Source organism: Actinocorallia longicatena, assembly GCF_039534125.1.
Classification (GTDB): domain Bacteria; phylum Actinomycetota; class Actinomycetes; order Streptosporangiales; family Streptosporangiaceae; genus Actinocorallia; species Actinocorallia longicatena.
Genome location: NZ_BAAAUV010000053.1, coordinates 1 through 20,522, shown reverse-complemented (window position 1 = coordinate 20,522; position 20,522 = coordinate 1). Strand labels below are relative to the sequence as shown.

Genomic DNA, 20,522 nt, shown 5'->3' with positions numbered 1-20,522 from the left:
CGATGACGACCTTGGTGCCGGGCTTGTCGTTGTCGCCGCCGGGAGCGGCGGCCGCGGCGACGGGCTTCGGGTCATCGGAGCTGTTGCTCGTGCAGGCCGCGGCCAGCAGGCCGCCGCCCAGGAGGGCGCCGCCGAGAAGGAATCCGCGGCGTCCGGCGACCGGGGGCTTCGCTGTTTCTGACATAGGGGGTGACTTCTCCTTGGTGAAAGGGGGAGGGGGTGGAACTCAGGTGGAGGTCGCCGTGCGCTGCTGGAGCAGGACCGCGACCACGATGATGAGGCCCTTGGCGATCAGCTGGTCGCTGGTGTCCAGGCCGTTGAGGATGAAGAGGTTCGTGATGACGGTGAAGACGAGGAGGCCCAGGATCGAGCCGATGATCGTCCCCCGGCCGCCGGTGAGGAGAGTGCCGCCGATGATGACCGCGGCGATGGCGTCCAGCTCGTAGAGGCTGCCGTGGGTCGAGGACCCGGTCGTCGTGCGGGCCATGATGATGATCGCGGCGATCCCGCAGCAGAGCCCGGACAGCGCATAGAGAAGAACGGTGTGCCTGCGGACGTCGATGCCCGCCAGCCGGGCCGCCTCCGAGCTGCCGCCCACCGCGTAGGTCCTGCGCCCGAAGGTCGTGCGGTTCAGCAGGACCCAGCCGGCGGCGACCACCACCGCGAACAGGTAGACCAGGATCGGCAGGCCGAGGATCCGCTCCGTCGAGAGCTGGACGATCGCGTCGTTCTCCGTCTTGACCAGCTGGGTCTTGCGGTCCGACAGGCGCTGGGCGAGCCCGCCCGCGGCCACCATCATCGCGAGCGTCGCGATGAAGGGCACCATCTTCCCGTAGGAGACCAGCAGCCCGCTGACGGTCCCGGCGGCCGTCCCGACCAGCATCGCGCACAGGCACATGACGAAGGGGCCGTAGTCCTGGGTCGCGACGGTCGTCGCCCACACCGAGGCCAGGGCCATCACCGCGCCGACCGACAGGTCGATGCCGCCACCGATGATCACGAAGGTCATGCCGACGGTGATCACGCCGATGGTCGAGGCGAGGGCGAGGATGCTCACCATGTTGGAGGAGGTGGCGAAGGTGTCCGGCTGGGTCGCCACCCCGACGACGGCCAGCAGCGCCAGCGCCGCGACGAGGCCGAGGTGGCGCTTGGCACCGCCCAGCGACAGGGTCGTGCGGGCCGGGCCCGGCGCCTTTTCCGTGGGCAGCGTGTGCACGTCGGTCACAGCGCGCTTCCTTCCATGATCATGTCGAGGACCCGGTGTTCGTCGAGGTCCTGCGCGTCTGCGGAGTGGATGACCCGGCCCTCGCGGATCACCAGGACCCGGTCGGAGAGCCCGAGGACCTCGGGCACCTCGCTGGAGACCAGCAGGACGGCCACTCCGGAGTCGGCGAGGCGGCGGATCACGGTGTAGAGCTCGGCCCTGGCGCCGATGTCGACCCCTCGGGTCGGCTCGTCGAGCAGGAGGAGCTTGCGCTCGTCGAGCAGCCAGCGGGCGAGGACCGCCTTCTGCTGGTTGCCACCCGACAGGGTGCGGATCGCGCGGTTCAGGTCGGCCGGGCGCAGGTCGAGCTCGTCGACCTGGCGCTGTGCCTCGCGGTGCGCGCGGCCCCGGTCCATCCAGCCCCAGCGGCTGAACCGGCCCAGGGCGCTGAGGGTGATGTTGTCGGCGACGCTCTGGTCCAGCAACAGGGCCTGGGCCTTGCGCTCCTCTGGAGCGAAGCCCATCCCGAGCCGGACCGAGCGGTCGGGGCCGCCCTTCACCCGGCGGCCGTCGAGGACGACCGTCCCGGCGGAGGACCTGGCCCCGTAGACGGCCTCGAGGATCTCCGAGCGTCCCGAGCCGACGAGGCCCGCGAGACCGAGGATCTCCCCGGCGCGGATCTCGAACGACACGTCGCTGAAGCTTCCGGGGGAGCTGAGCTCCGTGACGCTCAGCAGCACCTTCCTGTCGGCGAAGGACTCGGGCGCGGGACGCGGGGGGAACACGTGCTCCACCGAGCGCCCGGTCATCAGCGAGACCAGCTTCGAGGTCGGGGTGTCCTTGGCGTCCAGGCCGACCGCTACGGTCCGCCCGTCCTTCAGCACCGTGACCCTGTCGCCGATCTCGCGGATCTCCTCGAGCCGGTGGGAGATGTAGATGATGGCCACACCCTGGCGGGTGAGCTCGCGGATGGTGCGGAACAGATTGCCGACCTCGTCGTGGGCGAGCGCCGCTGACGGCTCGTCCATGACGATGAGACGGGCGTCGTGCGAGAGCGCCCTGGCCATGCTGACCACCTGCTTGCCCGCGGGGGGCAGCGACCCGACCTCGGTGGCGGGCGAGATCTCCCCATGGCCGAGCCGGTCGAGCAGCGCGCTCGTGGCCCGATGGGTGTCGCTGGTGCGGGTGAAGCCGAGCTTGGCCTTCTCGTGGCCGAGGAAGACGTTGTCGGCGACGCTCAGGCCGTCCACCAGGTCGAGTTCCTGGTAGATGGTCGAGATGCCGAGCTTGATGGCGGTGATCGGGGTGGACAGCCGGGCCTCCTCGCCCGCGAGGGTGATGGTGCCCTCGTCGGGCTGGTGCGCCCCGGCCAGCGTCTTGATGAGCGTGGACTTGCCCGCGCCGTTCTGGCCCAGAAGGCAGTGCACCTCGCCGGCCCGGACCTCGAGGTCCACGCCGTCCAGCGCGCGCACCCCGGGGAACTGCTTGACGATCCCTCGCATTTCGAGGAGGTGTTCCAGAACTTCGTGCATAGTTCGAGACGATAGAAGCAGCTTTTGATTTTTGTCAACGAAAGTTCGCTGATCGTTGAAGTAACCTGTCCGCCATGCAAAGTGAAGACGACTGTCAGACGCCGGTGCCCGGCGGCGGAGCGGGGCTTCTGCTGACACTCCTCCGGGACGGCAGGACCAGGACGCTCGCCGAGCTCGCCCGGCTCAGCGGGCTGCCGCGCTCGACCGTCCAGCAGCGCCTCGACCTGCTCGTCCGCCGCGGCTGGGCGGCGGCCTCGGGGACCCCGGCGGTCACCAGGGGACGCCCGGCCACGGCCTACGCCTACGAGCCCGGCGGCCGGATCGTGCTGTCCGCGGCGCTCGGCGCGACCCACGGCAGGCTCGCCATCGCCGACCTCGGGCTCCGCGTGCTCGCCGAGCGGCCGGTGGAGGTCCCGATCGGGCCCGACCCGGGGGAGTCGCTCGAACGGCTGGCCGTGATCTTCGAGGAGATGCTCGCCGAGACCGGAAACGGCCGCGGCGACGTCTGCGGGGTCGGGGTCGGGCTGCCGGGCCCCGTCGACCACGCGACCGGACGCCCCGCGAACCCGCCGATCATGCCCGGCTGGGACGGCTTCCCCGTCCCGGACTGGCTCGGCTCCCGCTTCGGCGCGCCCGTCCTGGTCGACAACGACGTCAACGTCATGGCGCTGGGCGAGCACTGGACGATGCGTCCCCAGGCCGAGCACCTGATCTTCGTCAAGATCGGATCGGGCATCGGCTGCGGGATCATCAGCGGTTCCGCCCTGCACCGCGGCGCCCAGGGCGCGGCCGGCGACATCGGCCACATCCAGGTGGCGTCGGCGGGGGAGGCCCGGTGCCAGTGCGGCAACCACGGCTGCCTGGAGGCGGTGGTGGGCGGCGCGGCGATGGCGGCGGTCCTGCGCTCGGAGGGCGTCGAGGCCAGAGGAGGCCGCGACGTCGTGGCCCTCCTGCGGGCCGGTGACACCCGCGCCGGAGGCCTCGTCCGGCAGGCGGGGCGGGACGTCGGCGCGGTGATGGCCTCGATCGTGAACTTCTTCAACCCCTCGACGATCGTCGTCGGCGGCGACATCGCGGAGGCGGGGGAGCAGCTTCTCGCCGGTCTCCGCGAGACGATCTACCGGAGGTCGTTGCCGCTGGCCACACAGCATCTGACGATCCGCGTGAGCACCCTCGGCGAGCGGGCGGGCGTCCTCGGGGCGGCGGTGATGGCGGTCGAGCACGTCCTGGCGCCCGACACGATCGACCTCTCGATGGCCATTGACCCTGCCGCCTTCGCCTAGTAACAATGTGGGCGCTCGGACTCGACGGCGGTGGCACGCCCGAAGGCACGAGTGAATCCTCCGTAGCGACGTGGTCAGCGCACGCGTCCTTCACCTGAAGGGAAACGTGCGTGAAGTTTCGGCATGCACCAGAAGTGGCTCCGGTCGAGGGTTCCGACCTCGGACACAAGCTCGGCCTCAGCCGCCGCCAGCTCCTCGCGGCGACCACGGGCATGGCGGGCGCGGCCGCCGTCGCCGCCACGGCGATCAAGCCGGGCAAGGCCTTCGCGGCCGACGGCACGCCCCTGATCCGCGACAGCAAGCGCGGCATCATCCTCTACACCGTCCGGGACGCGATCTCCCGCAACCCGCTCACCTCCGACCTGCCCTCCGGGTTCAAGGAGGTGTTCAAGGCCCTCAGCGACATCGGCTACGAGCGCATCGAGTTCGCCGGGTACACCCAGAACGCCAACTCCGAGGGCGGCGCCAACCTCGGCACCGTCGCCGGAGCGAAGCTGCTGCGCAAGTGGCTCGACGACAACGGGCTGCGGGCCGAGGGCAACCACGGCTTCATCCCCGGCTCCTGGCCGCTGACCCAGGCCGACCGCGACAACTTCAAGATCCAGCTGGAGATCGCGAACGTCCTCGGCATGGACCACATGGGCACCGGCAACGACCCGACGTCCAGCAACTACAAGGCCGACTGGGACGTCGCCGCCGCGAAGTGGAACACCCTCGGCGAGATCGCCCGCTCCTCCGGCTACGTCAAGCTGTACACCCACAACCACGACGCGGCCTACAACTTCCTCCTCGACAGCGGACCCCTGGACGCCCTGGGCCGTCCGACCCGCTCGTCCGGGATCCGGAAGCTGGAGTACTTCCTCCAGATCACCGACCCCAAGTTCGTGAACCTGGAGATGGACATCTACTGGGCGCACGTCGCCAAGTACAAGTTCACGAGCTACACCGCGGCCGACGGCTCCGTCCAGAGCGACGTCTTCGACCCGCTCGCGCTCGTCCAGGCGCAGGAGGGCCGCTACCCGCTGTTCCACGCCAAGGACGGCAAGATCAACACCGGCACCGCCAACGGCTACGACATGGTGCCCTTCGGCACCGGCGACATCGACTACACGACCTTCTTCCGCGGCCTGACCAGCGGCCACCACTACCCGATGTACGAGCAGGACACCGCTCCGGGCAACGCCACCACGGCGCCGAACCAGTCCCTCGAGTTCGCCGAGCTCAGCTACGACAACATGGCCGCCCTCCGCGCCTAGCGCAGCGGGCGTCCCATGAACTCCGAAGCCTGAGACAGGCACGCCTGAGAAGGCTTCCGGGCCGCCGCGAAGAGCCCGCCGTTGCACCGGCGGGAGCGGCGGCCCGGAGATCGAAGCCCCCCATCTACCTGGAGAGCATCGTCATGCATTCTATCCGAGCGGCGTTGACCGGCCTGGTGGCCGGTGCCGCGCTCATCCTCACCGGCCTGGCGATACCCGCCCAGGCCGCGCCCGGGGACGACCCGGCCACGGTGTGGACCAACTACGAGAAGATCACCCTCACCAAGAACGTCGGTGAGCCGATCGACATGGCCGTCCTGCCCGACAGCCGGGTCCTCACGACCGCCCGCAACGGCGACATCCGGCTCACCGACGCGAGCACGGGCGTCACGAAGACGATCAACACGGTTCCCGTCTACAACAACTCAGAGGACGGCCTGCAGACCGTCTCGCTGGACCCCGACTTCGCCACGAACAAGTGGGTCTACCTCTACTACGCGCCGCGGACCATGACCGCGCCCTATCCGGCGACCACGCCGACCGGCTCGGCCCCCAACACCCTGCCCGCCGGCGCGGACGCCTCCTACTGGAACCAGTGGAAGGGCTACAACCAGCTCTCGCGGTTCAAGTGGACGGGCAACGCCCTGGACCTGTCGACCGAGCAGGTGATCATCAAGGTCGAGGTCCAGCGCGGCCAGTGCTGCCACGTCGCGGGTGACGTGGACTGGGACGACGCCGGCAACCTCTACCTGTCGACCGGCGACAACACTCCGGCCAGCGCCCCGGGCGCGAACGGCTTCGCGCCCAACAACAACGTGCCCAACGGCAACCCGGGCAACGACAGCCGCCGCGGCGCCGGAAACAGCAACGACCTCCGCGGCAAGATCCTCCGCATCACGGTCCAGAACGACGGCAGCTACACGATCCCCGCGGGCAACCTGTGGGCGCCCGGCACGGAGAAGACCCGTCCCGAGGTCTTCGTGACCGGCGTCCGCAACCCGTTCCGCATGGACGTCGACTCCGCGACGGGCGCCCTCACCTGGGGCGACTACGGCCCCGACGCCGGTGCCCCCGACGCCAACCGCGGCCCGCTCGGCTACGTCGAGTGGAACACCACCCCGCTGAACAAGCCCATGAACGGCGGCTGGCCGTACTGCACGGGCGACAACTTCAACTACAACGAGTGGAACTTCGCCACCGCGACGCCGGGTCCGTTCTTCGACTGCGCCGCGGGTCCGGCGAACAACTCGACCCACAACACCGGCCTCGCGCAGCTTCCGCCGGCCGTCCCCGCCGACCTCTACTACGGCGACACCGTCGCCCACCAGCCGGCCGCGTGGGCCGGGCTGATCAACTTCGACGCGCAGGGCGGACAGGGCCCGATGGGCGGCCCGACCTACCACTACGACGCCGGCAACCCCTCGACGACCAAGTTCCCCGCCTACTGGGACAACAAGGCGTTCTTCGCCGAGTTCTCCCAGGACTACCTGGCGGCCTTCACCCTCGGCGGCCCCGACGGCCCCGTGACCGCGATCGAGCAGTTCCTGCCCAACAGCGCGCTCACGGCCAAGGCCGAGCCGATCACCGACAGCCCGATCGACATCGAGTTCGGCCCCGACGGCTCGCTCTACGTCCTCGACTACGGCGACGGCTTCTTCCGCGCCAACCCCGACGCGGGCCTGTACCGCATCGACTACTCGCCGGGTAACAAGCGGCCCCAGGCGAAGATCGTCACCGACAAGGTCTCCGCCACCCAGGCCCCGCTGACCGTGCACTTCGACGGCAGCACCTCCACCGACGCCGAACCGGGCGCGCTGACCTACGCCTGGGACTTCGACGGCGACGGCACCTTCGACGAGGAGGGCGCCGAGACCGACCACACCTACACCCAGCTCGGCCAGTACACGGCGCGGCTGAAGGTCACCGACTCCGGCGGCCGTTTCTCCCTGACCTCGGTCGAGATCACGGTCGGCAACACGGCGCCGAAGGTGGACATCAAGACCCCCGCCGACGGCACGTTCTTCGACTGGGGCAACGTGGTCCCGTTCACCATCGGCGTCACCGACGCCGAGGACGGCGACAGCCCGACCTGCGCGAACGTCCAGTGGACCTTCGGCCTCGGCCACGACACGCACGCCCACCCGCTGGTCACCGGCACCGGATGCTCCGGCGTCTGGGCCACACCCGCCTCGGCGGTCGAGCACGGCGAGACCGAGAACATCTACGGCGTCGTCGTGGTCCAGTACCGCGACAGGGGTGCCAACGGCATCCCCGGCGCGCTCGGCGAGGACACGCTCATCCTCAACCCCAAGCTCCTGCAGGGTGAGCACGGCGACGAGAACACCGGCGTCACCAAGACCGCCGACGACACCGCCTCCGGCAAGTTCAAGGTCACCTCGTTCGACGCCGGAGACAAGATCGTCTACAACCCGGTGAACTTCAACGGGATCACCGCGGTCGAGACCACCGCCACCGGCCAGGGCACCCTCGCACTGCGCTGGAACTCCGCCGACGCGACCCCGTTCGCGACGGTCGACATCCCGGCGGGCGCGGGCTGGCAGAAGGTCACCACCTCGCTCGCGGGAGCGCCATCGGGCACCGGCAAGCTGGTCGTCACCTCCACCGGGGGCGTCGATCTGGACGCCTTCGTCCTCAAGGGCGGCGGCGGGGCCGACACCGAGGCGCCCAGCGTCACGGCCACCCTCACCCCGGCCCAGCCCGACGGCGCCGGCGGCTGGTACGTCAACAACGTCAGCCTGGCGCTCACCGCCACCGACAACGGCGTGGTCTCGACCCGCCAGTACTCGGTGAACGACGGGACGACCTGGACCAACGTCACCAACCCGGTCACCTTCAGCACCGAGGGCGTCACCACGGTGCAGTACCGGGCGACCGACAGCGCCGGGAACATCTCCCCGGTCAAGACCATCACCCTGAAGATAGACAAGACGGCTCCCGCGCTCACGGCGAGCGGGGTACCGGCCGGACCGCTCGGCGACTCGGGATCGGTCACGCCGGTCTTCGCCGGGACCGACGCGACGTCGGGCATCGACACCGTCACGGCGACGATCGGCGGCAAGGACGTCACGTCCGGCACGCCGTTCCCGCTCTGGCAGGTCGGCCCCGGCTCGCACGCCTACGTGGTCACCGCCACCGACAAGGCCGGAAAGGTGACGCGGCAGACCGTGGCGACCCTCACGGTCACCACCTCCTACGCCGACGTCAGGTCGCTCCTCGCGAGCTTCCAGGCGGCAGGCAAGATCACTCCGGACGGCGCGGCCAAGCTGCTCGACCGGATCGACCGGGCCGAGGAGCAGGAGAACGACGACAACATCCAGCACGCGATCAACGCGCTCAAGCGCTTCATCGAGTCCGCCGAGCGCGAGAAGCTCGTCACGGACCCGGCGATGCGCGCCGCGCTGGTCAGGGACGCCAACGCCCTGATCGAACGCCTCACCGCACAGTTGTAGGTTACTGAGGGAGGAGGGCGCCGAGCCCTCCTCCCTCCTCACGTCCCGGGAGGACATCTCATGACCCGACCGATCACCCTGTTCACCGGCCAGTGGGCGGACCTTCCCTTCGAGGAGGTCTGCCGCCTCGCCGCCTCATGGGGTTACGACGGTCTGGAGATCGCCTGCTGGGGAGATCATTTCGAGGTCGACAAGGCGCTGGCCGACCCCTCCTACGTCGCGGGCCGCCACGCGATCCTCGAACGGCACGGGCTCAAGGTCTGGGCGATCTCCAACCACCTGCTCGGCCAGGCCGTCTGCGACCACCCGATCGACGAGCGCCACCAGGGGATCCTGCCCGCGCGGATCTGGGGTGACGGCGAGGCCGAGGGCGTCCGGCGCCGCGCGGCCGAGGAGATGAAGGACACGGCGAGGGCCGCGGCCCTGCTGGGCGTGCGGACGGTCGTCGGGTTCACCGGCTCGTCGATCTGGCACACCGTCGCGATGTTCCCGCCCGCGCCGGAGTCGATGATCGAGGCCGGGTACCGGGACTTCGCCGACCGCTGGAATCCCATCCTCGACGTCTTCGAGGAGGTGGGCGTGCGCTTCGCGCTCGAGGTCCACCCCAGCGAGATCGCCTACGACTACCACACGACCGTCAGGACGCTCGAGGCCATCGGCGACCGGCCGTCGTTCGGGCTGAACTGGGACCCCTCGCACATGGTCTGGCAGGACCTCGACCCGGCCGGGTTCATCCTCGACTTCGCCGACCGGATCTTCCATGTCGACTGCAAGGACGCCAAGGTCAGGGTCGGCAACGGCCGCAGGGGACGGCTGTCGTCCCATCTGGCCTGGGGCGACCTGCGGCGCGGCTGGGACTTCGTGTCGACCGGCCACGGTGACGTTCCGTGGGAGGACTGCTTCCGCGCCCTCAACGCCATCGGCTACGACGGCCCGATCTCGATCGAGTGGGAGGACGCCGGAATGAACCGCCTGGACGGTGCCCCCGACGCATTGCGTTTCGTCGGCGAACTCAATCGCATCGCGCCGCCGGAGGCCTCTTTCGACTCCGCTTTCAGCTCGTCTTGACAGCCTGAGTCGAGGCCTGCAGAGCCAGGTCCATCGCGTCCGGCGCGAGCACGCTCTCGATGACCATGACGGCGGCGCCGATCGCGCCCGCCCGGTCGCCGAGGCGGGAGGTGCGGATCAGCAGATGCTGGGTGGCCAGGGGCAGGGAGCGGCTGTAGACCACCTCGCGGATCCCGGCCAGCAGCTGCTCTCCCGCCTCCCCGATGTCGCCGCCGACCACGATGACGTTCGGGTTGAAGAAGCTGACGATCGAGGCCAGGACGTCGCCGATCTCCCGCCCGGTCTGGCGGATCAGGCGGATGGCCTCGCCGTTGCCGCCGCGCACCAGCCGCACCACGTCGCGGCTGGTCGCGGCGGGGATCCCGGCGGCGCTCAGCCGGGCGGCCAGGGCGCTGCCGCTGGCCACCGCCTCCAGGCAGCCGGTGTTACCGCACCTGCACACCAGGTTCTCGCCGGCCTCCCGGGTGCGGATGTGGCCGATGTCGCCCGCCGCGCCTTGCGCGCCGCGGTGCACCCGGCCGTCGGTGATGATGCCGCCGCCGATACCGGTGCCGATCTTCACGAAGATGAGCTGGTCGACCGAGGACTCGGTGGCCCAGTGCTCGCCGAGGGCCATGATGTTCACGTCGTTGTCGACCATGACGGGGAAGCCGAGGCGCTCCGACAGCCATCCCGCGACGTCGAAGCCGTCCCAGCCGGGCATGATCGGCGGGCTGACCGGCCTGCCGGTGTCGTGCTCGACCGGTCCCGGCAGCCCGACCCCGAGCCCGCAGACCCGCGACAGGTCGTGCCCGGTCTCGGTCAGGAGCTCGTCGAGGGCGGTGACCAGCCAGCTCAGGACCTTCTCCGGCCCGTCGGTGATCAGGACCTCGGCGGTGCGCTCGCCGATGACCGTCGCGGCCAGGTCGGTGACGGCCAGCCGCGCGTGCGTGGCGCCGAGGTCGGCGGCGAGCACGACCCGCGCCCTGGTGTTGAAGGCGAAGGCGATCGCCGGACGCCCGCCGGAGGAGATCGGGTCCTCGACCGGGACCGCCCATCCCTGCTCCAGGAGCGCGTCCAGCCGGGCCGAGACCGTGGACCTGGCGACCCCCGTGGCCTGCACCAGTTCGGTCTTGGTCCGTGCCCTGCCGTCACGGAGGATCGCCAGCAGCGCCCCCGACCCCACCGTGCCGGTCATTCCCGCGCTCATGTCCGCACCCCCGTTCCGAAAATCGACCATAAGCCATCCATTATGACATTGATGTCGCTGCTTGTGATGCCCTCCGCCATAAGTCTCCGACTGTGGCGCCGGTCATACAAAAATCCCCGCATTGCGGTGCGAAAGCGGCACATTTCCTTGGCGAAACGCCAAAAGCGCGTCCAGGCGGGACGGGTGCCGCCGGGACCGGTCCCAGAGGGGTCCCGGGAGGCCCGGCCCTCGCTGCGCGGGGACGGAGCGTGCGCGGCCAGACCAACTTGACATACCGCCGCCATCAGCCGAAATATGCCGACGTCTTGCGTTAACCTCGCACTGTTATGGCAGAAGACGCAGAGCGGCCGAGAGGGTTCGATCCCACGGTGCCCAACGAGGCGCGGTTGCTGGACTACCTCATCGGCGGCAAGGACAACTTCGCGGCGGACCGGGAGGCCGCCAAGGAGATCCTGCGCATCGCGCCCGAGATCCCCATGATGATGCGCGAGGGCCGCAAGTTCCTCGCCCGGGGAGTGCGGTACATCCTGAGCGAGGGCATCCGGCAGTTCGTCGACATCGGGTGCGGGCTCCCCACCCGGGGAAGCACCCACCAGATCCTCGCCGCCGCCGGAATGCCCGAGGTGCCGGTCGTCTACGTCGACAACGACCCCGTCGTCATCGCGCACAGCAACGCGCTCATCGATCCGCGCGACACGGTCAAGGCCGTCCTCGCCGACCTGCGCGAGACCGACGCCCTCCTGGACCACCCGACGCTCACCGCGCTGGTCGACCTCGACCGTCCCGTCGGCGTCGTCATGAACGCGGTGCTCGCCTCCATCGCCGACGACGAGATCGCCACCGTCTCGGTCAAGCGGCTCGTGGACCGGCTCGCCCCCGGCAGCCTGGTGCTGATGTCGCACGCGATCTCCGACACCCGTCCGGCGGTCACCGGCGAGCTCGCCCGCGTCTTCCAGGAGACCCGCGCCATCGAGGGGCAGCGCCCCAACGTGCGGACCCTCGCCGAGGTGACCTGCTTCCTCGACGGCCTCGACGTCGTCGCGCCGGGCATCGTGCCCATCCCCGCCTGGCGTCCGGGCAGGGGGGAGCCCTCGGTGGACCCGGAGACCTTTTGGGCCGTGGGCGCGGTCGCCCGCAAGCCCTGAGGCCTGCTCAGCCCTCCGCCGGGAAGCCCGCGAAGGAGGCCAGCACGCCCATTGTGTGGTCGAAGTAGGCGGCCCGTTCGCCGATCACGTTGTCGAACTGGCCGAACACCTCGAAGCTGACGGTGCCGAACAGGGCCGCCCAGACGGTCAGCGCCCGGACGATGACCTCGTCGGGCAGATCGGCGCCGATGGTCGTGCGGGCGCGGGCCAGGTCGGCCTCCAGGTTCGCCGGCACCGGGCCGGGTTCGTGCGGGCGCAGCGTCCCGGCCGCGTGGGCGTCCGCGACGATCCGGACATAGACGGCCGTGTCGCGCAGCGCGGGGCCGATCGTGTCCTCCGGGGCCTGGTAGCCGGGCACCGGCGAGCCGTACAGCAGCGCGTACTCGTGGGGGTGGGTCACCGCCCAGTCACGGACGGCCCGGCAGACCGCGAGCCAGCGTCCGCGGTGGTCGTCGCGGGGGAGCGCGGCGTCGGCCCGCTCGACGGCCTCGCCGACGGCGTTGTAGCCGTCGATGATCAGTGCGGTGAGCAGGTCGTCGCGGCTGGCGAAGTAGCGGTAGATCGCCGAGGAGGCCATGCCCATCTCCCGGGCGACCGCCCGCAGCGACAGCCCGGCCGCGCCCTCGGTGGCCAGCTGGCGCCGGGCCAGGCCGGTGATCTCCTCGGTCAGTTCCGCTCTGACCCGTTCTCGTGCCGTGCGGCTCGCGCTCATGCCGCCGAGGTTAGCAGAGCGCCTCCATCAAACGAGAGCACTGCTCTTGACGATTGCCGCTCTCATGAGAGAGCATTGCTCTCGTAAGAGATCGACGCACTCGGATCAGGGAGAGCACCCATGGGCAAGCACGTGATCGCCGGAGCCGGCCAGGTCGGCACGCATCTGGCGGAGCTCCTCAGGGGCCAGGGCCACGAGGTCGTGGTCGTGACCCGCTCGGGCTCGGGCCCCGAGGGCGTCACCAGGATCGCCGCCGACGTCGGCGACCAGGCGCGGCTCACCGAGATCGCCCGGGGGGCCGACGCCCTCTACAACGCGGTGAACCCGCCGTATGACAAGTGGGCCGCCGCCTGGCCGCCGATGGCCTCCTCGTTCCTCGGCACCGCCGAGGCCACCGGCGCCGTCCTGGTGACCCTGAGCTGCCTGTACGGGTACGGGCCCGTCGACGGGCCGATGACCGAGGACCTGCCGATGGCCGCCCGCGGCACCAAGGGCCGGGTCAGGGCCCGGATGTGGGCCGACGCCCTGGCCGCGCACAGGGCGGGCCGGATCAGGATGACCGAGCTGCGCGGCTCCGACTACTACGGCCCCGGCGCGGGCGACCAGGCCTACCTGGGCGACCGCTTCGTCCCGGCGCTCCTGGCGGGCAGGCGCGCGTTCTTCCTCAGCGACCCGGGGATCCCGCACAGCTGGACCTACCTGCCCGACGTGGCCCGCGCCCTCGCCCTGGCCGGCACCGACGAGCGCGCCTGGGGCCGTGCCTGGCACGTCCCGAGCGTGCCCCCGCTCTCCGCGCTGGAGATGGGCCGCCGCCTCACCCGCCTGGCCGGCGCCCCCGAGCCGAGGATCAGCGAGCTTCCGCGGCCCCTCATGAACGCCGCGGGCCTGTTCTCGCCCCTCCTGCGCGAGATGCGCGAGACCCGCTACCAGTTCGACCGCCCTTACGTCCTCGACTCCTCGGCCTTCGAGACCGCCTTCGGCATGGCCCCCACTCCCGTCGGCGAAGGACTGAAGGCGGTGATCGCGGCGGAGGGTCGCGAAGTGTCAGCGGTACCCGCCGGAAAGTGACATCGTGGACTTGGGTCCGGTGACGTCTCGGTTCGTCCCCGTCTCGGTTCGTCGCCGTCTCGGTTCGTCCCCGTCTGTGTTCGTCATCGTCTGAGTCCGTCATGCCCAGTCCGTCCTCAGTACCGAGGAGGCCCCGCTCCTATGAGCAGGACCGTCACCCGCGCGGTCTCCGCCATGCGCCCTGGCGACCACGCTTGCTTCTCCTTCGACCATCCCTCCGAGCAGTCCTCCGTCGTCGGCGGATACGTCGTCAACGGCTTGGACCGCGGTGAACGGGTCGTCTACCTGGCCGAGGATCGTGACTCCCGGGTGCCGGGGCTGAACCTGCGGCCGGGCCGGGAGCAGGAGCGGTACCTGGACACCGGCCAGCTCCGGGTGATCCCCAGGTCGTCGGTGTGCGGGGCGTCCGGTGAGTACGATCCCGATCTGGTCATGGCCGTGGCGGGGGAGGAGCTCCACCGCCTGGCCAAGGACGGCTACGACGCGGTGCGGTTCTCGGCCGACTGGAGCTGGGCGCTCATCCGGGCGCGCGGCGAGGAGCGGCTGGTGCGCGGGGAGTCGGCGGCCGACGGCGCCGTCGGATCGAGCCCGGTCGCGATGATGCTCTGCCACTACGACGCCGCCCTGTGCCCGCGCGACGCCCTGGACAAGGTGCACTCCTGCCACAACGCGACCGCTGTGTCGCACGCCCGTTTCGACGACGGGGTCCTGCGGCTCGCGCCGACCTTCGACCCGCACGGGCTGCGCGTCGAGGGGGAGATCGACGTCGCCCGGCACGCGGCGGTCACCGAGGCCCTGCTGGAACTGAGCGCCATGCCGGGGGACCTCCTCGTCGACCTGACGGGCCTGCGCTTCATCGACCTGCGCGCCCTGCGGCTGCTCGCCGAGTTCCCCGGCCTCCACCGGGACGCCGCCCGTCTCGTCCTCAGCAACCCGCCCGACTTCCTCGTCGAGACGATCCGCACGGTGGGGGACCGCCTGCCGGCCGATCTCGTGTGGGCCGAGGGCCGCGGCACATGACGGGCCTGCGCCACCTGGGCGCCTTCTACCGCGACGACGAGGACCTCGTACGGACCTCCGTCGGCTTCCTGACCGACGCGATGGCCGCGGACGAGCCGGTGCTCGTCGTGCTCCGCCCCCGCCACCAGCGCCTCGTCCAGGAACGGCTGACCGCGCTCGCCCCGTTCCGCACGAGGAGCAGGCTCGTCTTCCGCGGCGCGGGCGGGATCTCGGCCCGTCCGGCCCAGGCGATGGCGGGCTACCGCGACATGGCCGCCGCGCACCCCTCCGGCCGGGTCCGCGTCCTCGCCGAACCGGACCGCCGGGTCGACCACTGCGCGTGGCGGCTGCGCGAGTGGATCCGCTTCGAGGCGGCGGTCAACGCCCTGATGGACGACGTCCCGGTGACCCTGCTCTGCCTCGCCGGGCACGACGCCGCACCGGCCACCGCGCAGGGGATGCGCTGGACCCATCCCGGCCTCCTGGACTCCTCGGGCGAGAGCCCCAACCGCGACTACCGCTCCGCCGCCCTCGTCGACTCGGGCTGCGATCTCCAGCTCGGCCTGCCCGTCCCCGACCGCGCGGAGGTCTTCGTACCGGAGGGCACCGATCCCGCCCCCCTCCGCGCCCGCGCCCTGCGAGCCGCGGAACGGGCGGGCCTGAGCCCGGCTGACCGGATGCGCCTCCTCACCGTGGTCACCGAGCTGTTCACCAACGCCGTCCTCCACGGCGAACCCCCCATCACCTGCGCCCTGTGGACCCAGGGTCCCTCGGTCGTCTGCCAGCTCACCGACACGGGCGACTGGCCCGACGCCGCCTTCCTGGGGCTGACCCCTCCGAACCCCCCGCACACCTCCACCCTGGGCCTCTGGGCCGTCCGGGCCCTCTGCCCCCAGCTCCAGTCCCACACCAGCCCCACCGCCACCATCCTCCGCGTCACCGTCGAACCCACCACCTGACGCCCGCCCGACCCCTCCGACATGCCCATACCGGCCATCGGGGGACTATCGTGACCACTCCCCACCTCGCCCCGCTGAAGGCTAATTATGATGAGCTCTTGACAAATTTTCGCTGATTCGCATCATTATTGTTCGATGGCGGCCCCTCGGGGCGGCGGTGGGCGGTCGGCGAGGAGGAGTGCGGATGCGAGTGGTGGGGACGCGGCTGAGGGGCGGCAGGCCCTCGGCGGGGGTGAGGGGGCGGGCCGGAAGGGCGGGAAAGCGGGACGACCGCAGGGCCGGGTGGCTGTTCCTGCTGCCGGTGATCGTGGGGTTCCTGGTGTTCTACGCCTACCCGACGGTCCGGGGGGTCTGGTACTCCGTCACCGACTACAGCCTGCTCAACGAGCCGGCCTACGTGGGCGGGGACAACTACCGGAAACTGATCGGCGACGAGCAGTTCTGGAACGCCCTGAAGGTCACGGGCTACTACGTGGTGGTGAACATCGTCTCGCAGACGGTGCTCGCGCTCGGGCTGGCGGCGCTGATGCACAGGCTGACCCGGTCGGTCGTCCTGCGGGCGGCGCTGCTGGTGCCGTGGCTGGTGCCGAACGTGACGATCGGGCTCCTGTGGGCGTGGCTGCTGGATCCCGACCTGGGATTCGTCAACCACCTCCTGGGGCTGGCCGGGCTGGACACGACCCTGTCCTTCAACTCCCCGATGTGGGCGATGCCGCTGGTGGCGCTGGTCAACAGCTGGGCCTACACCGGCTACACCGCGCTGCTGTTCTACGCGGGGATGCTGCAGATCCCCTCGCACCTGTACGAGAGCGCCTCGATCGACGGCGCCGGAGAGGTGCGGATGTTCCGGTCGATCACCCTGCCGCTGCTGCGGCCGATCCTGGCGCTCGTGCTGGTGGTCTCGATGATCGGCTCGTTCCAGATCTTCGACACCGTCGCGGTCGTGTACCAGGGGAAGGCGCCGATCCCCGAGACGCGCGTCATCTACTACTACATCTACCAGCAGGCCTTCACCTACTTCCACATGGGCTACGCCGCGGCCGTGGCGATGGTCCTGGTCGTCGTCCTCGGGCTGCTGACGGCCCTGCAGATGCGGATGCTGCGCGCGTCCCGCTCGGATCTGGGCTAAGGAGCCACCGATGCTTTCTCGCTTGAAGCTCTTCCGGACGAGGCTCGGCAGGGGCGCGGCGTGGTTCGCCCTCCTGGCCGCGGTCGTCCTCACCGTCTTCCCCTTCTACTGGATGGTCCGTACGGCCCTCACCCCGGCCGCGGACCTCTTCCGCGACTCGACGGCGCTGTGGCCGCACGACCCCACGCTGATCAACTTCAAGCGGGTGCTGGGGCTGGTCGGTCCCGAGGAGGCACGGGCCGCGGGCGGCTCCGGCGCCCGGATCGACTTCCTGCGGTACACGCTGAACTCGCTGGTCTACAGCGGGCTGATCGCGGTCGTCCAGACCTTCTGCTGCGCCATGGCGGGCTACGCCTTCGCCCGGCTGCGCTTCCCCGGCAGGGACCTGGCGTTCGGCGTCATCGTGGCGGCGCTGATGGTGCCGCCGATCTTCACCCTGCTGCCGAACTTCGTGCTGGCCAAGCAGCTCGGCGTGCTGAACACCATCCCGGGGCTCGTGCTCCCCAGCCTGCTGATGACGCCCTTCGCCGTGTTCTTCCTGCGGCAGTTCTTCCTGTCGATCCCCAGGGACGTCGAGGAGGCGGCGACGCTCGAGGGCGTCGGCCCGTGGGGGATGTTCTGGCGGATCGTCCTGCCGATGAGCCGCGGCCCGCTCATCACCATCGCCCTGACCACGATCGTGTGGAGCTGGAAGGACTACCTGTGGCCGCTGCTGGTGGGCCGCGACGAGAGCACCCGGGTCCTCACCGTCGGCCTCGGCGTCTTCCTCCAGCAGTCCCCGAACACCGCCCCCGACTGGACCGGGCTGATGGCCGGCTCGGTGATGTCGATCCTCCCGGTGCTCCTGCTGCTGATCGTCCTGGGCAAGCGCCTCGTGCAGTCCCTCAACTTCTCCGGCATCAAGTAGCGCACTCCCACGGAACGCGGGAGCCCCGGACCGGCGAGCGGTCCGGGGCTCTTCGCGTGGGACGGCCGGTCAGCCCGTCACGGTGATCTTGTCGATGTCGGGTGCCCAGCCGGTCGGGCCGGCGATGGTGACGGTGTTGTCACCCGCGGCGAGGGTGACGGTCACCGTCCTGGTGCCGACGGTGTTCCAGTCGGTGGTGGCGGGGAAGTCGACCGTGACCGGGGCCCCGCCGCCGACCTTGACCGTGGCGGTGCGGGCCACGGCCGACAGGTAGGAGATCGTCAGCGTGCGGGTCCCGCCGGTGCCGCCCGGCACCTGGGCGAGGGCGAGGGTGGCGCCGTTGCCGAGGTAGCCGACCTTGCCGCCGCCCGAGCAGGTGGCGCAGGAGGCGGTGACGGCCCCGCCGGTGAGTATGTTCCCCGGCGCCTCGGCCTCGACCGTCCCCGAGGACGGGACGGACACCGGAGCGACGGAGATCCTGTCGATGTCGGGTGCCCAGCCGGTCGGGCCGGCGATGGTGACGGTGTTGTCACCCGCGGCGAGGGTGACGGTCACCGTCCTGGTGCCGACGGTGTTCCAGTCGGCGGTGGCGGGGAAGTCGACCGTGACCGGAGCCCCGCCGCCCACCGTGACCGTCGCCGACCGGGCCGCCGCCGACAGGTAGGACAGCGTGAGGGTGTGCGCCCCGGCCGTCCCGGTGCCGACATGAGCGACGGCCAGGGAGGCGCCGTTGCCGAGGTAGCCGACCTTGCCGCCGCCCGAGCACGTCGCGCACGAGGCGGTGACCGCCCCGCCCGTGAGCGTGTTCCCCGGTGCCTCCGCCTCGACCGTCGCGGACGGCCCGGTCGAGCCCGTCTGCGTTGTGACGGCGAGCGCGGACGAGGCCGCGGAGGAGTTGCCCGCCGCGTCCAGGGCCTTCACGGTGTAGGAGTAGGAGGTGGCCGGGCTCAGCCCGGTGTCGGTGTAGGAGGTCGTGGCGCTGGTGCCCACGGGGGAGCCGTTGCGCAGCACCTGGTAGGAGACGACGCCGACGTCGTCGGTCGAGGCGTTCCAGCCGAGGGTGACCGAGCCGGAGGTGCGGGCGGGCGAGGTCAGCCCGGCCGGTGTGCTCGGCGCGGTCTGGTCACCGCCGGTCCCCACGTTCATGGTGCCGAGCCCGAGCCAGCCGTCGGCGTTCTGGGTGGCGTTGGCGAACCGCAGCTTCCTGGCGTTGGCGCTGACGGCCTCCAGCGGGTTCTTCACCCGCATGACGACCTGGTAGGCACCCCCGGCGACCCCGGACAGGCTGACAGCGGAGTCGAAGTACTGGGCGTACCCGAAGTCCCGGTAGGCGGGATCGGCCCCCACGCCCCAGTCGGGGAACGCCCTGATCCGGCGCGGCATCACCGTGCGCAGGTCCCAGGGGGTGTCCCAGGTCTTGACGACGCTCCCGGCGCTGTTCTTCAGGCCGAGGACGACCGTCCACGGGTAGTAGAAGGGGGCCACGCCGTTGTTGCCGATCTGGACGCCGATCTTCGCGGTGCCGCTCGCGGTGTTCGGGTAGTAGGCGGCTGAGACGCCGAGGTCGTACCCCATGAGCCGCACCGCGGCCCCGGTGTTCGCGTCGGACGGGCTGTAGTTCGCGCTCCCCTCGTTCATCTTCCAGGTCGTGTGCTCGAGCTCGATGCAGGCCTGCATGTCGTCGACCTGCCCCGACCCGCCGGGCCAGGAGGAGAACGCCTGGCCCTGGATCTCGGGCCGCACCTCACCGCCCATCGAGTCGGTGATCCACTTGTTCTCCACGCCCTGGTCGAGGGCCCGCTGGAGCTGGGAGTAGCTCGCACCGCCGAGCGACACGGGCAGCGTCACCCCGGCGAGCGGGCTGCCCTCGCGGTAGCAGAAGGAGTCGTCGTGGTAGCCGATCCGCAGGCTGTTCGCCGCGGATCCGCCGGCCCCGGGATAGCGGACCTCGAGTTTCGTGGTGGCGAAGGCGTTGTCGAAGGCCTGGAGGAGCTGCGCCCCGTGAGCGTCGGTCGGCATGTAGTTCGGGTAGGTGTCACCCGAGGTGTCGGTGTCGTAGGGCCAGGTGTGCCACTCGCCCCACAGGCCGACGAGGCCGGTGTGGATGAAGCCGACGCGCGGGTCGCCGTCGTAGCGGGCGCCGAACGCGGCGATGAAGTTCTGCAGGGCCGTCAGCAGGTAGGCGTTGTCGTAGTCGGGGCTGGTCGTGCCCCAGTAGGCGTTCGTGCGGTAGGCCACGTGCCCGTCGAAGCAGTGCGGGATGGCGTTGGCCGGATGGGTTCCGGAGCCGCCGGGGTACTCCAGGTAGAACCGCATGGCGACCTGGTTGCCGTAGGACGCGCTCTCGTTGAGGGCGGCGTCGACCGGCGACCAGTCGTAGGAGCCGCAGTTCGTGGCGCCGGTCATCACCTCGGAGAGCCCGAAGTAGGTCCAGGTGAGGGAGTGCGGGTAGCCCTGGTTCTGGTCGGCGCCCGGGGAGTAGAAGCGGGCGAACCCCTTCAGCGGGTTGTCGACCGGGCTCGCGGCCGCGGTGAGCGGGTGGACCGCCAGGGACGGGTCGGGGGCGGCGGGCGCCGCGGGCCGGGGCGGCGGGCCCTGCGG

At 70.7% G+C, this 20,522-nt stretch carries 15 protein-coding genes and 1 pseudogene; 10 read left to right on the top strand and 6 right to left on the bottom strand.

Features of this window, described 5'->3' with window-relative positions; all coding sequences use genetic code 11:
- The 3 genes and pseudogenes from ABD785_RS40240 to ABD785_RS40230 form a co-directional block, all read right to left on the bottom strand.
- Window positions 1–184 (bottom strand): annotated as a pseudogene (locus ABD785_RS40240) (hypothetical protein); the annotation flags it as partial.
- A 42-nt stretch (window positions 185–226) separates the two neighbouring features.
- Window positions 227–1,225: an ABC transporter permease gene (locus ABD785_RS40235; RefSeq protein WP_344839917.1), complete on the bottom strand. Its 999-nt coding sequence runs from the start codon at window positions 1,223–1,225 to the stop codon at window positions 227–229.
- On the bottom strand, window positions 1,222–2,736 hold the full coding sequence (locus ABD785_RS40230; RefSeq protein ID WP_344839915.1) for a sugar ABC transporter ATP-binding protein: 1,515 nt from the start codon (window positions 2,734–2,736) through the stop codon (window positions 1,222–1,224). The genes ABD785_RS40235 and ABD785_RS40230 overlap by 4 nt, the downstream gene beginning before the upstream one ends.
- Before the next feature lie 74 nt (window positions 2,737–2,810).
- Between ABD785_RS40230 and ABD785_RS40225 the strand changes: the two genes are divergently transcribed.
- The 4 genes from ABD785_RS40225 (at window position 2,811) to ABD785_RS40210 (ending at window position 9,813) form a co-directional block, all read left to right on the top strand.
- A complete protein-coding gene (locus ABD785_RS40225; protein WP_344839913.1) occupies window positions 2,811–4,019 on the top strand; it encodes an ROK family transcriptional regulator in 1,209 nt (402 codons plus the stop codon).
- Between the two features lie 110 nt (window positions 4,020–4,129).
- The gene (locus ABD785_RS40220; protein WP_344839911.1) at window positions 4,130–5,275 is read left to right on the top strand and encodes a sugar phosphate isomerase/epimerase family protein; all 1,146 of its coding nucleotides are present in this window, start codon (window positions 4,130–4,132) and stop codon (window positions 5,273–5,275) included.
- A gap of 143 nt (window positions 5,276–5,418) precedes the next feature.
- Window positions 5,419–8,745, top strand: coding sequence for a PQQ-dependent sugar dehydrogenase (locus ABD785_RS40215; protein ID WP_344839909.1), 3,327 nt, complete (start codon window positions 5,419–5,421; stop codon window positions 8,743–8,745).
- A 60-nt stretch (window positions 8,746–8,805) separates the two neighbouring features.
- Complete coding sequence (locus tag ABD785_RS40210) at window positions 8,806–9,813, top strand: sugar phosphate isomerase/epimerase family protein (RefSeq protein WP_344839906.1); 1,008 nt, start codon at window positions 8,806–8,808, stop codon at window positions 9,811–9,813.
- Here ABD785_RS40210 and ABD785_RS40205 read toward each other — a convergent pair.
- On the bottom strand, window positions 9,800–11,002 hold the full coding sequence (locus ABD785_RS40205) for an ROK family protein (RefSeq protein WP_344839903.1): 1,203 nt from the start codon (window positions 11,000–11,002) through the stop codon (window positions 9,800–9,802). The genes ABD785_RS40210 and ABD785_RS40205 overlap by 14 nt on opposite strands.
- A gap of 326 nt (window positions 11,003–11,328) precedes the next feature.
- Here ABD785_RS40205 and ABD785_RS40200 point away from each other — a divergent pair, with 326 nt between their 5' ends.
- A complete protein-coding gene (locus tag ABD785_RS40200) occupies window positions 11,329–12,147 on the top strand; it encodes an SAM-dependent methyltransferase (protein ID WP_344839901.1) in 819 nt (272 codons plus the stop codon).
- Window positions 12,148–12,154: 7 nt separating this feature from the next.
- Here the strand turns inward: ABD785_RS40200 and ABD785_RS40195 are convergent, their stop codons facing one another.
- Window positions 12,155–12,859 (bottom strand): TetR/AcrR family transcriptional regulator, encoded by a 705-nt coding sequence (locus tag ABD785_RS40195; protein ID WP_344839899.1) that lies wholly within the window; start codon window positions 12,857–12,859, stop codon window positions 12,155–12,157.
- Window positions 12,860–12,979: 120 nt separating this feature from the next.
- Here ABD785_RS40195 and ABD785_RS40190 point away from each other — a divergent pair, with 120 nt between their 5' ends.
- The 5 genes from ABD785_RS40190 (at window position 12,980) to ABD785_RS40170 (ending at window position 17,921) form a co-directional block, all read left to right on the top strand.
- Window positions 12,980–13,927, top strand: a complete 948-nt coding sequence (locus ABD785_RS40190; protein ID WP_344839897.1) for an NAD-dependent epimerase/dehydratase family protein — start codon at window positions 12,980–12,982, stop codon at window positions 13,925–13,927.
- 141 nt (window positions 13,928–14,068) lie between these two features.
- Window positions 14,069–14,947 (top strand): MEDS domain-containing protein, encoded by an 879-nt coding sequence (locus ABD785_RS40185; protein WP_344839894.1) that lies wholly within the window; start codon window positions 14,069–14,071, stop codon window positions 14,945–14,947.
- Window positions 14,944–15,885 (top strand): MEDS domain-containing protein, encoded by a 942-nt coding sequence (locus tag ABD785_RS40180; protein WP_344839893.1) that lies wholly within the window; start codon window positions 14,944–14,946, stop codon window positions 15,883–15,885. The genes ABD785_RS40185 and ABD785_RS40180 overlap by 4 nt, the downstream gene beginning before the upstream one ends.
- A gap of 184 nt (window positions 15,886–16,069) precedes the next feature.
- Window positions 16,070–17,014: a carbohydrate ABC transporter permease gene (locus ABD785_RS40175; protein ID WP_344839891.1), complete on the top strand. Its 945-nt coding sequence runs from the start codon at window positions 16,070–16,072 to the stop codon at window positions 17,012–17,014.
- Window positions 17,015–17,024: 10 nt separating this feature from the next.
- Window positions 17,025–17,921: a carbohydrate ABC transporter permease gene (locus tag ABD785_RS40170; RefSeq protein ID WP_344839888.1), complete on the top strand. Its 897-nt coding sequence runs from the start codon at window positions 17,025–17,027 to the stop codon at window positions 17,919–17,921.
- Window positions 17,922–17,990: 69 nt separating this feature from the next.
- On the opposite strand, the gene ABD785_RS40165 is transcribed toward ABD785_RS40170, so the two are convergent.
- The coding region (locus tag ABD785_RS40165; RefSeq protein WP_344839885.1) for a CBM35 domain-containing protein at window positions 17,991–20,522 on the bottom strand (2,532 nt) is incomplete at its 5' end.

What these genes read in the sequence shown, in the direction of transcription:
- ABD785_RS40230 (WP_344839915.1), bottom strand. Translation starts at nt 2,736, where the DNA reads ATGCACGAAGTTCTGGAACACCTCCTCGAAATGCGAGGGATCGTCAAG.
- ABD785_RS40225 (WP_344839913.1), top strand. Translation starts at nt 2,811, where the DNA reads ATGCAAAGTGAAGACGACTGTCAGACGCCGGTGCCCGGCGGCGGAGCG.
- ABD785_RS40215 (WP_344839909.1), top strand. Translation starts at nt 5,419, where the DNA reads ATGCATTCTATCCGAGCGGCGTTGACCGGCCTGGTGGCCGGTGCCGCG.
- ABD785_RS40210 (WP_344839906.1), top strand. Translation starts at nt 8,806, where the DNA reads ATGACCCGACCGATCACCCTGTTCACCGGCCAGTGGGCGGACCTTCCC.
- ABD785_RS40205 (WP_344839903.1), bottom strand. Translation starts at nt 11,002, where the DNA reads ATGAGCGCGGGAATGACCGGCACGGTGGGGTCGGGGGCGCTGCTGGCG.
- ABD785_RS40200 (WP_344839901.1), top strand. Translation starts at nt 11,329, where the DNA reads ATGGCAGAAGACGCAGAGCGGCCGAGAGGGTTCGATCCCACGGTGCCC.
- ABD785_RS40195 (WP_344839899.1), bottom strand. Translation starts at nt 12,859, where the DNA reads ATGAGCGCGAGCCGCACGGCACGAGAACGGGTCAGAGCGGAACTGACC.
- ABD785_RS40190 (WP_344839897.1), top strand. Translation starts at nt 12,980, where the DNA reads ATGGGCAAGCACGTGATCGCCGGAGCCGGCCAGGTCGGCACGCATCTG.
- ABD785_RS40185 (WP_344839894.1), top strand. Translation starts at nt 14,069, where the DNA reads ATGAGCAGGACCGTCACCCGCGCGGTCTCCGCCATGCGCCCTGGCGAC.
- ABD785_RS40180 (WP_344839893.1), top strand. Translation starts at nt 14,944, where the DNA reads ATGACGGGCCTGCGCCACCTGGGCGCCTTCTACCGCGACGACGAGGAC.
- ABD785_RS40175 (WP_344839891.1), top strand. Translation starts at nt 16,070, where the DNA reads ATGCGAGTGGTGGGGACGCGGCTGAGGGGCGGCAGGCCCTCGGCGGGG.
- ABD785_RS40170 (WP_344839888.1), top strand. Translation starts at nt 17,025, where the DNA reads ATGCTTTCTCGCTTGAAGCTCTTCCGGACGAGGCTCGGCAGGGGCGCG.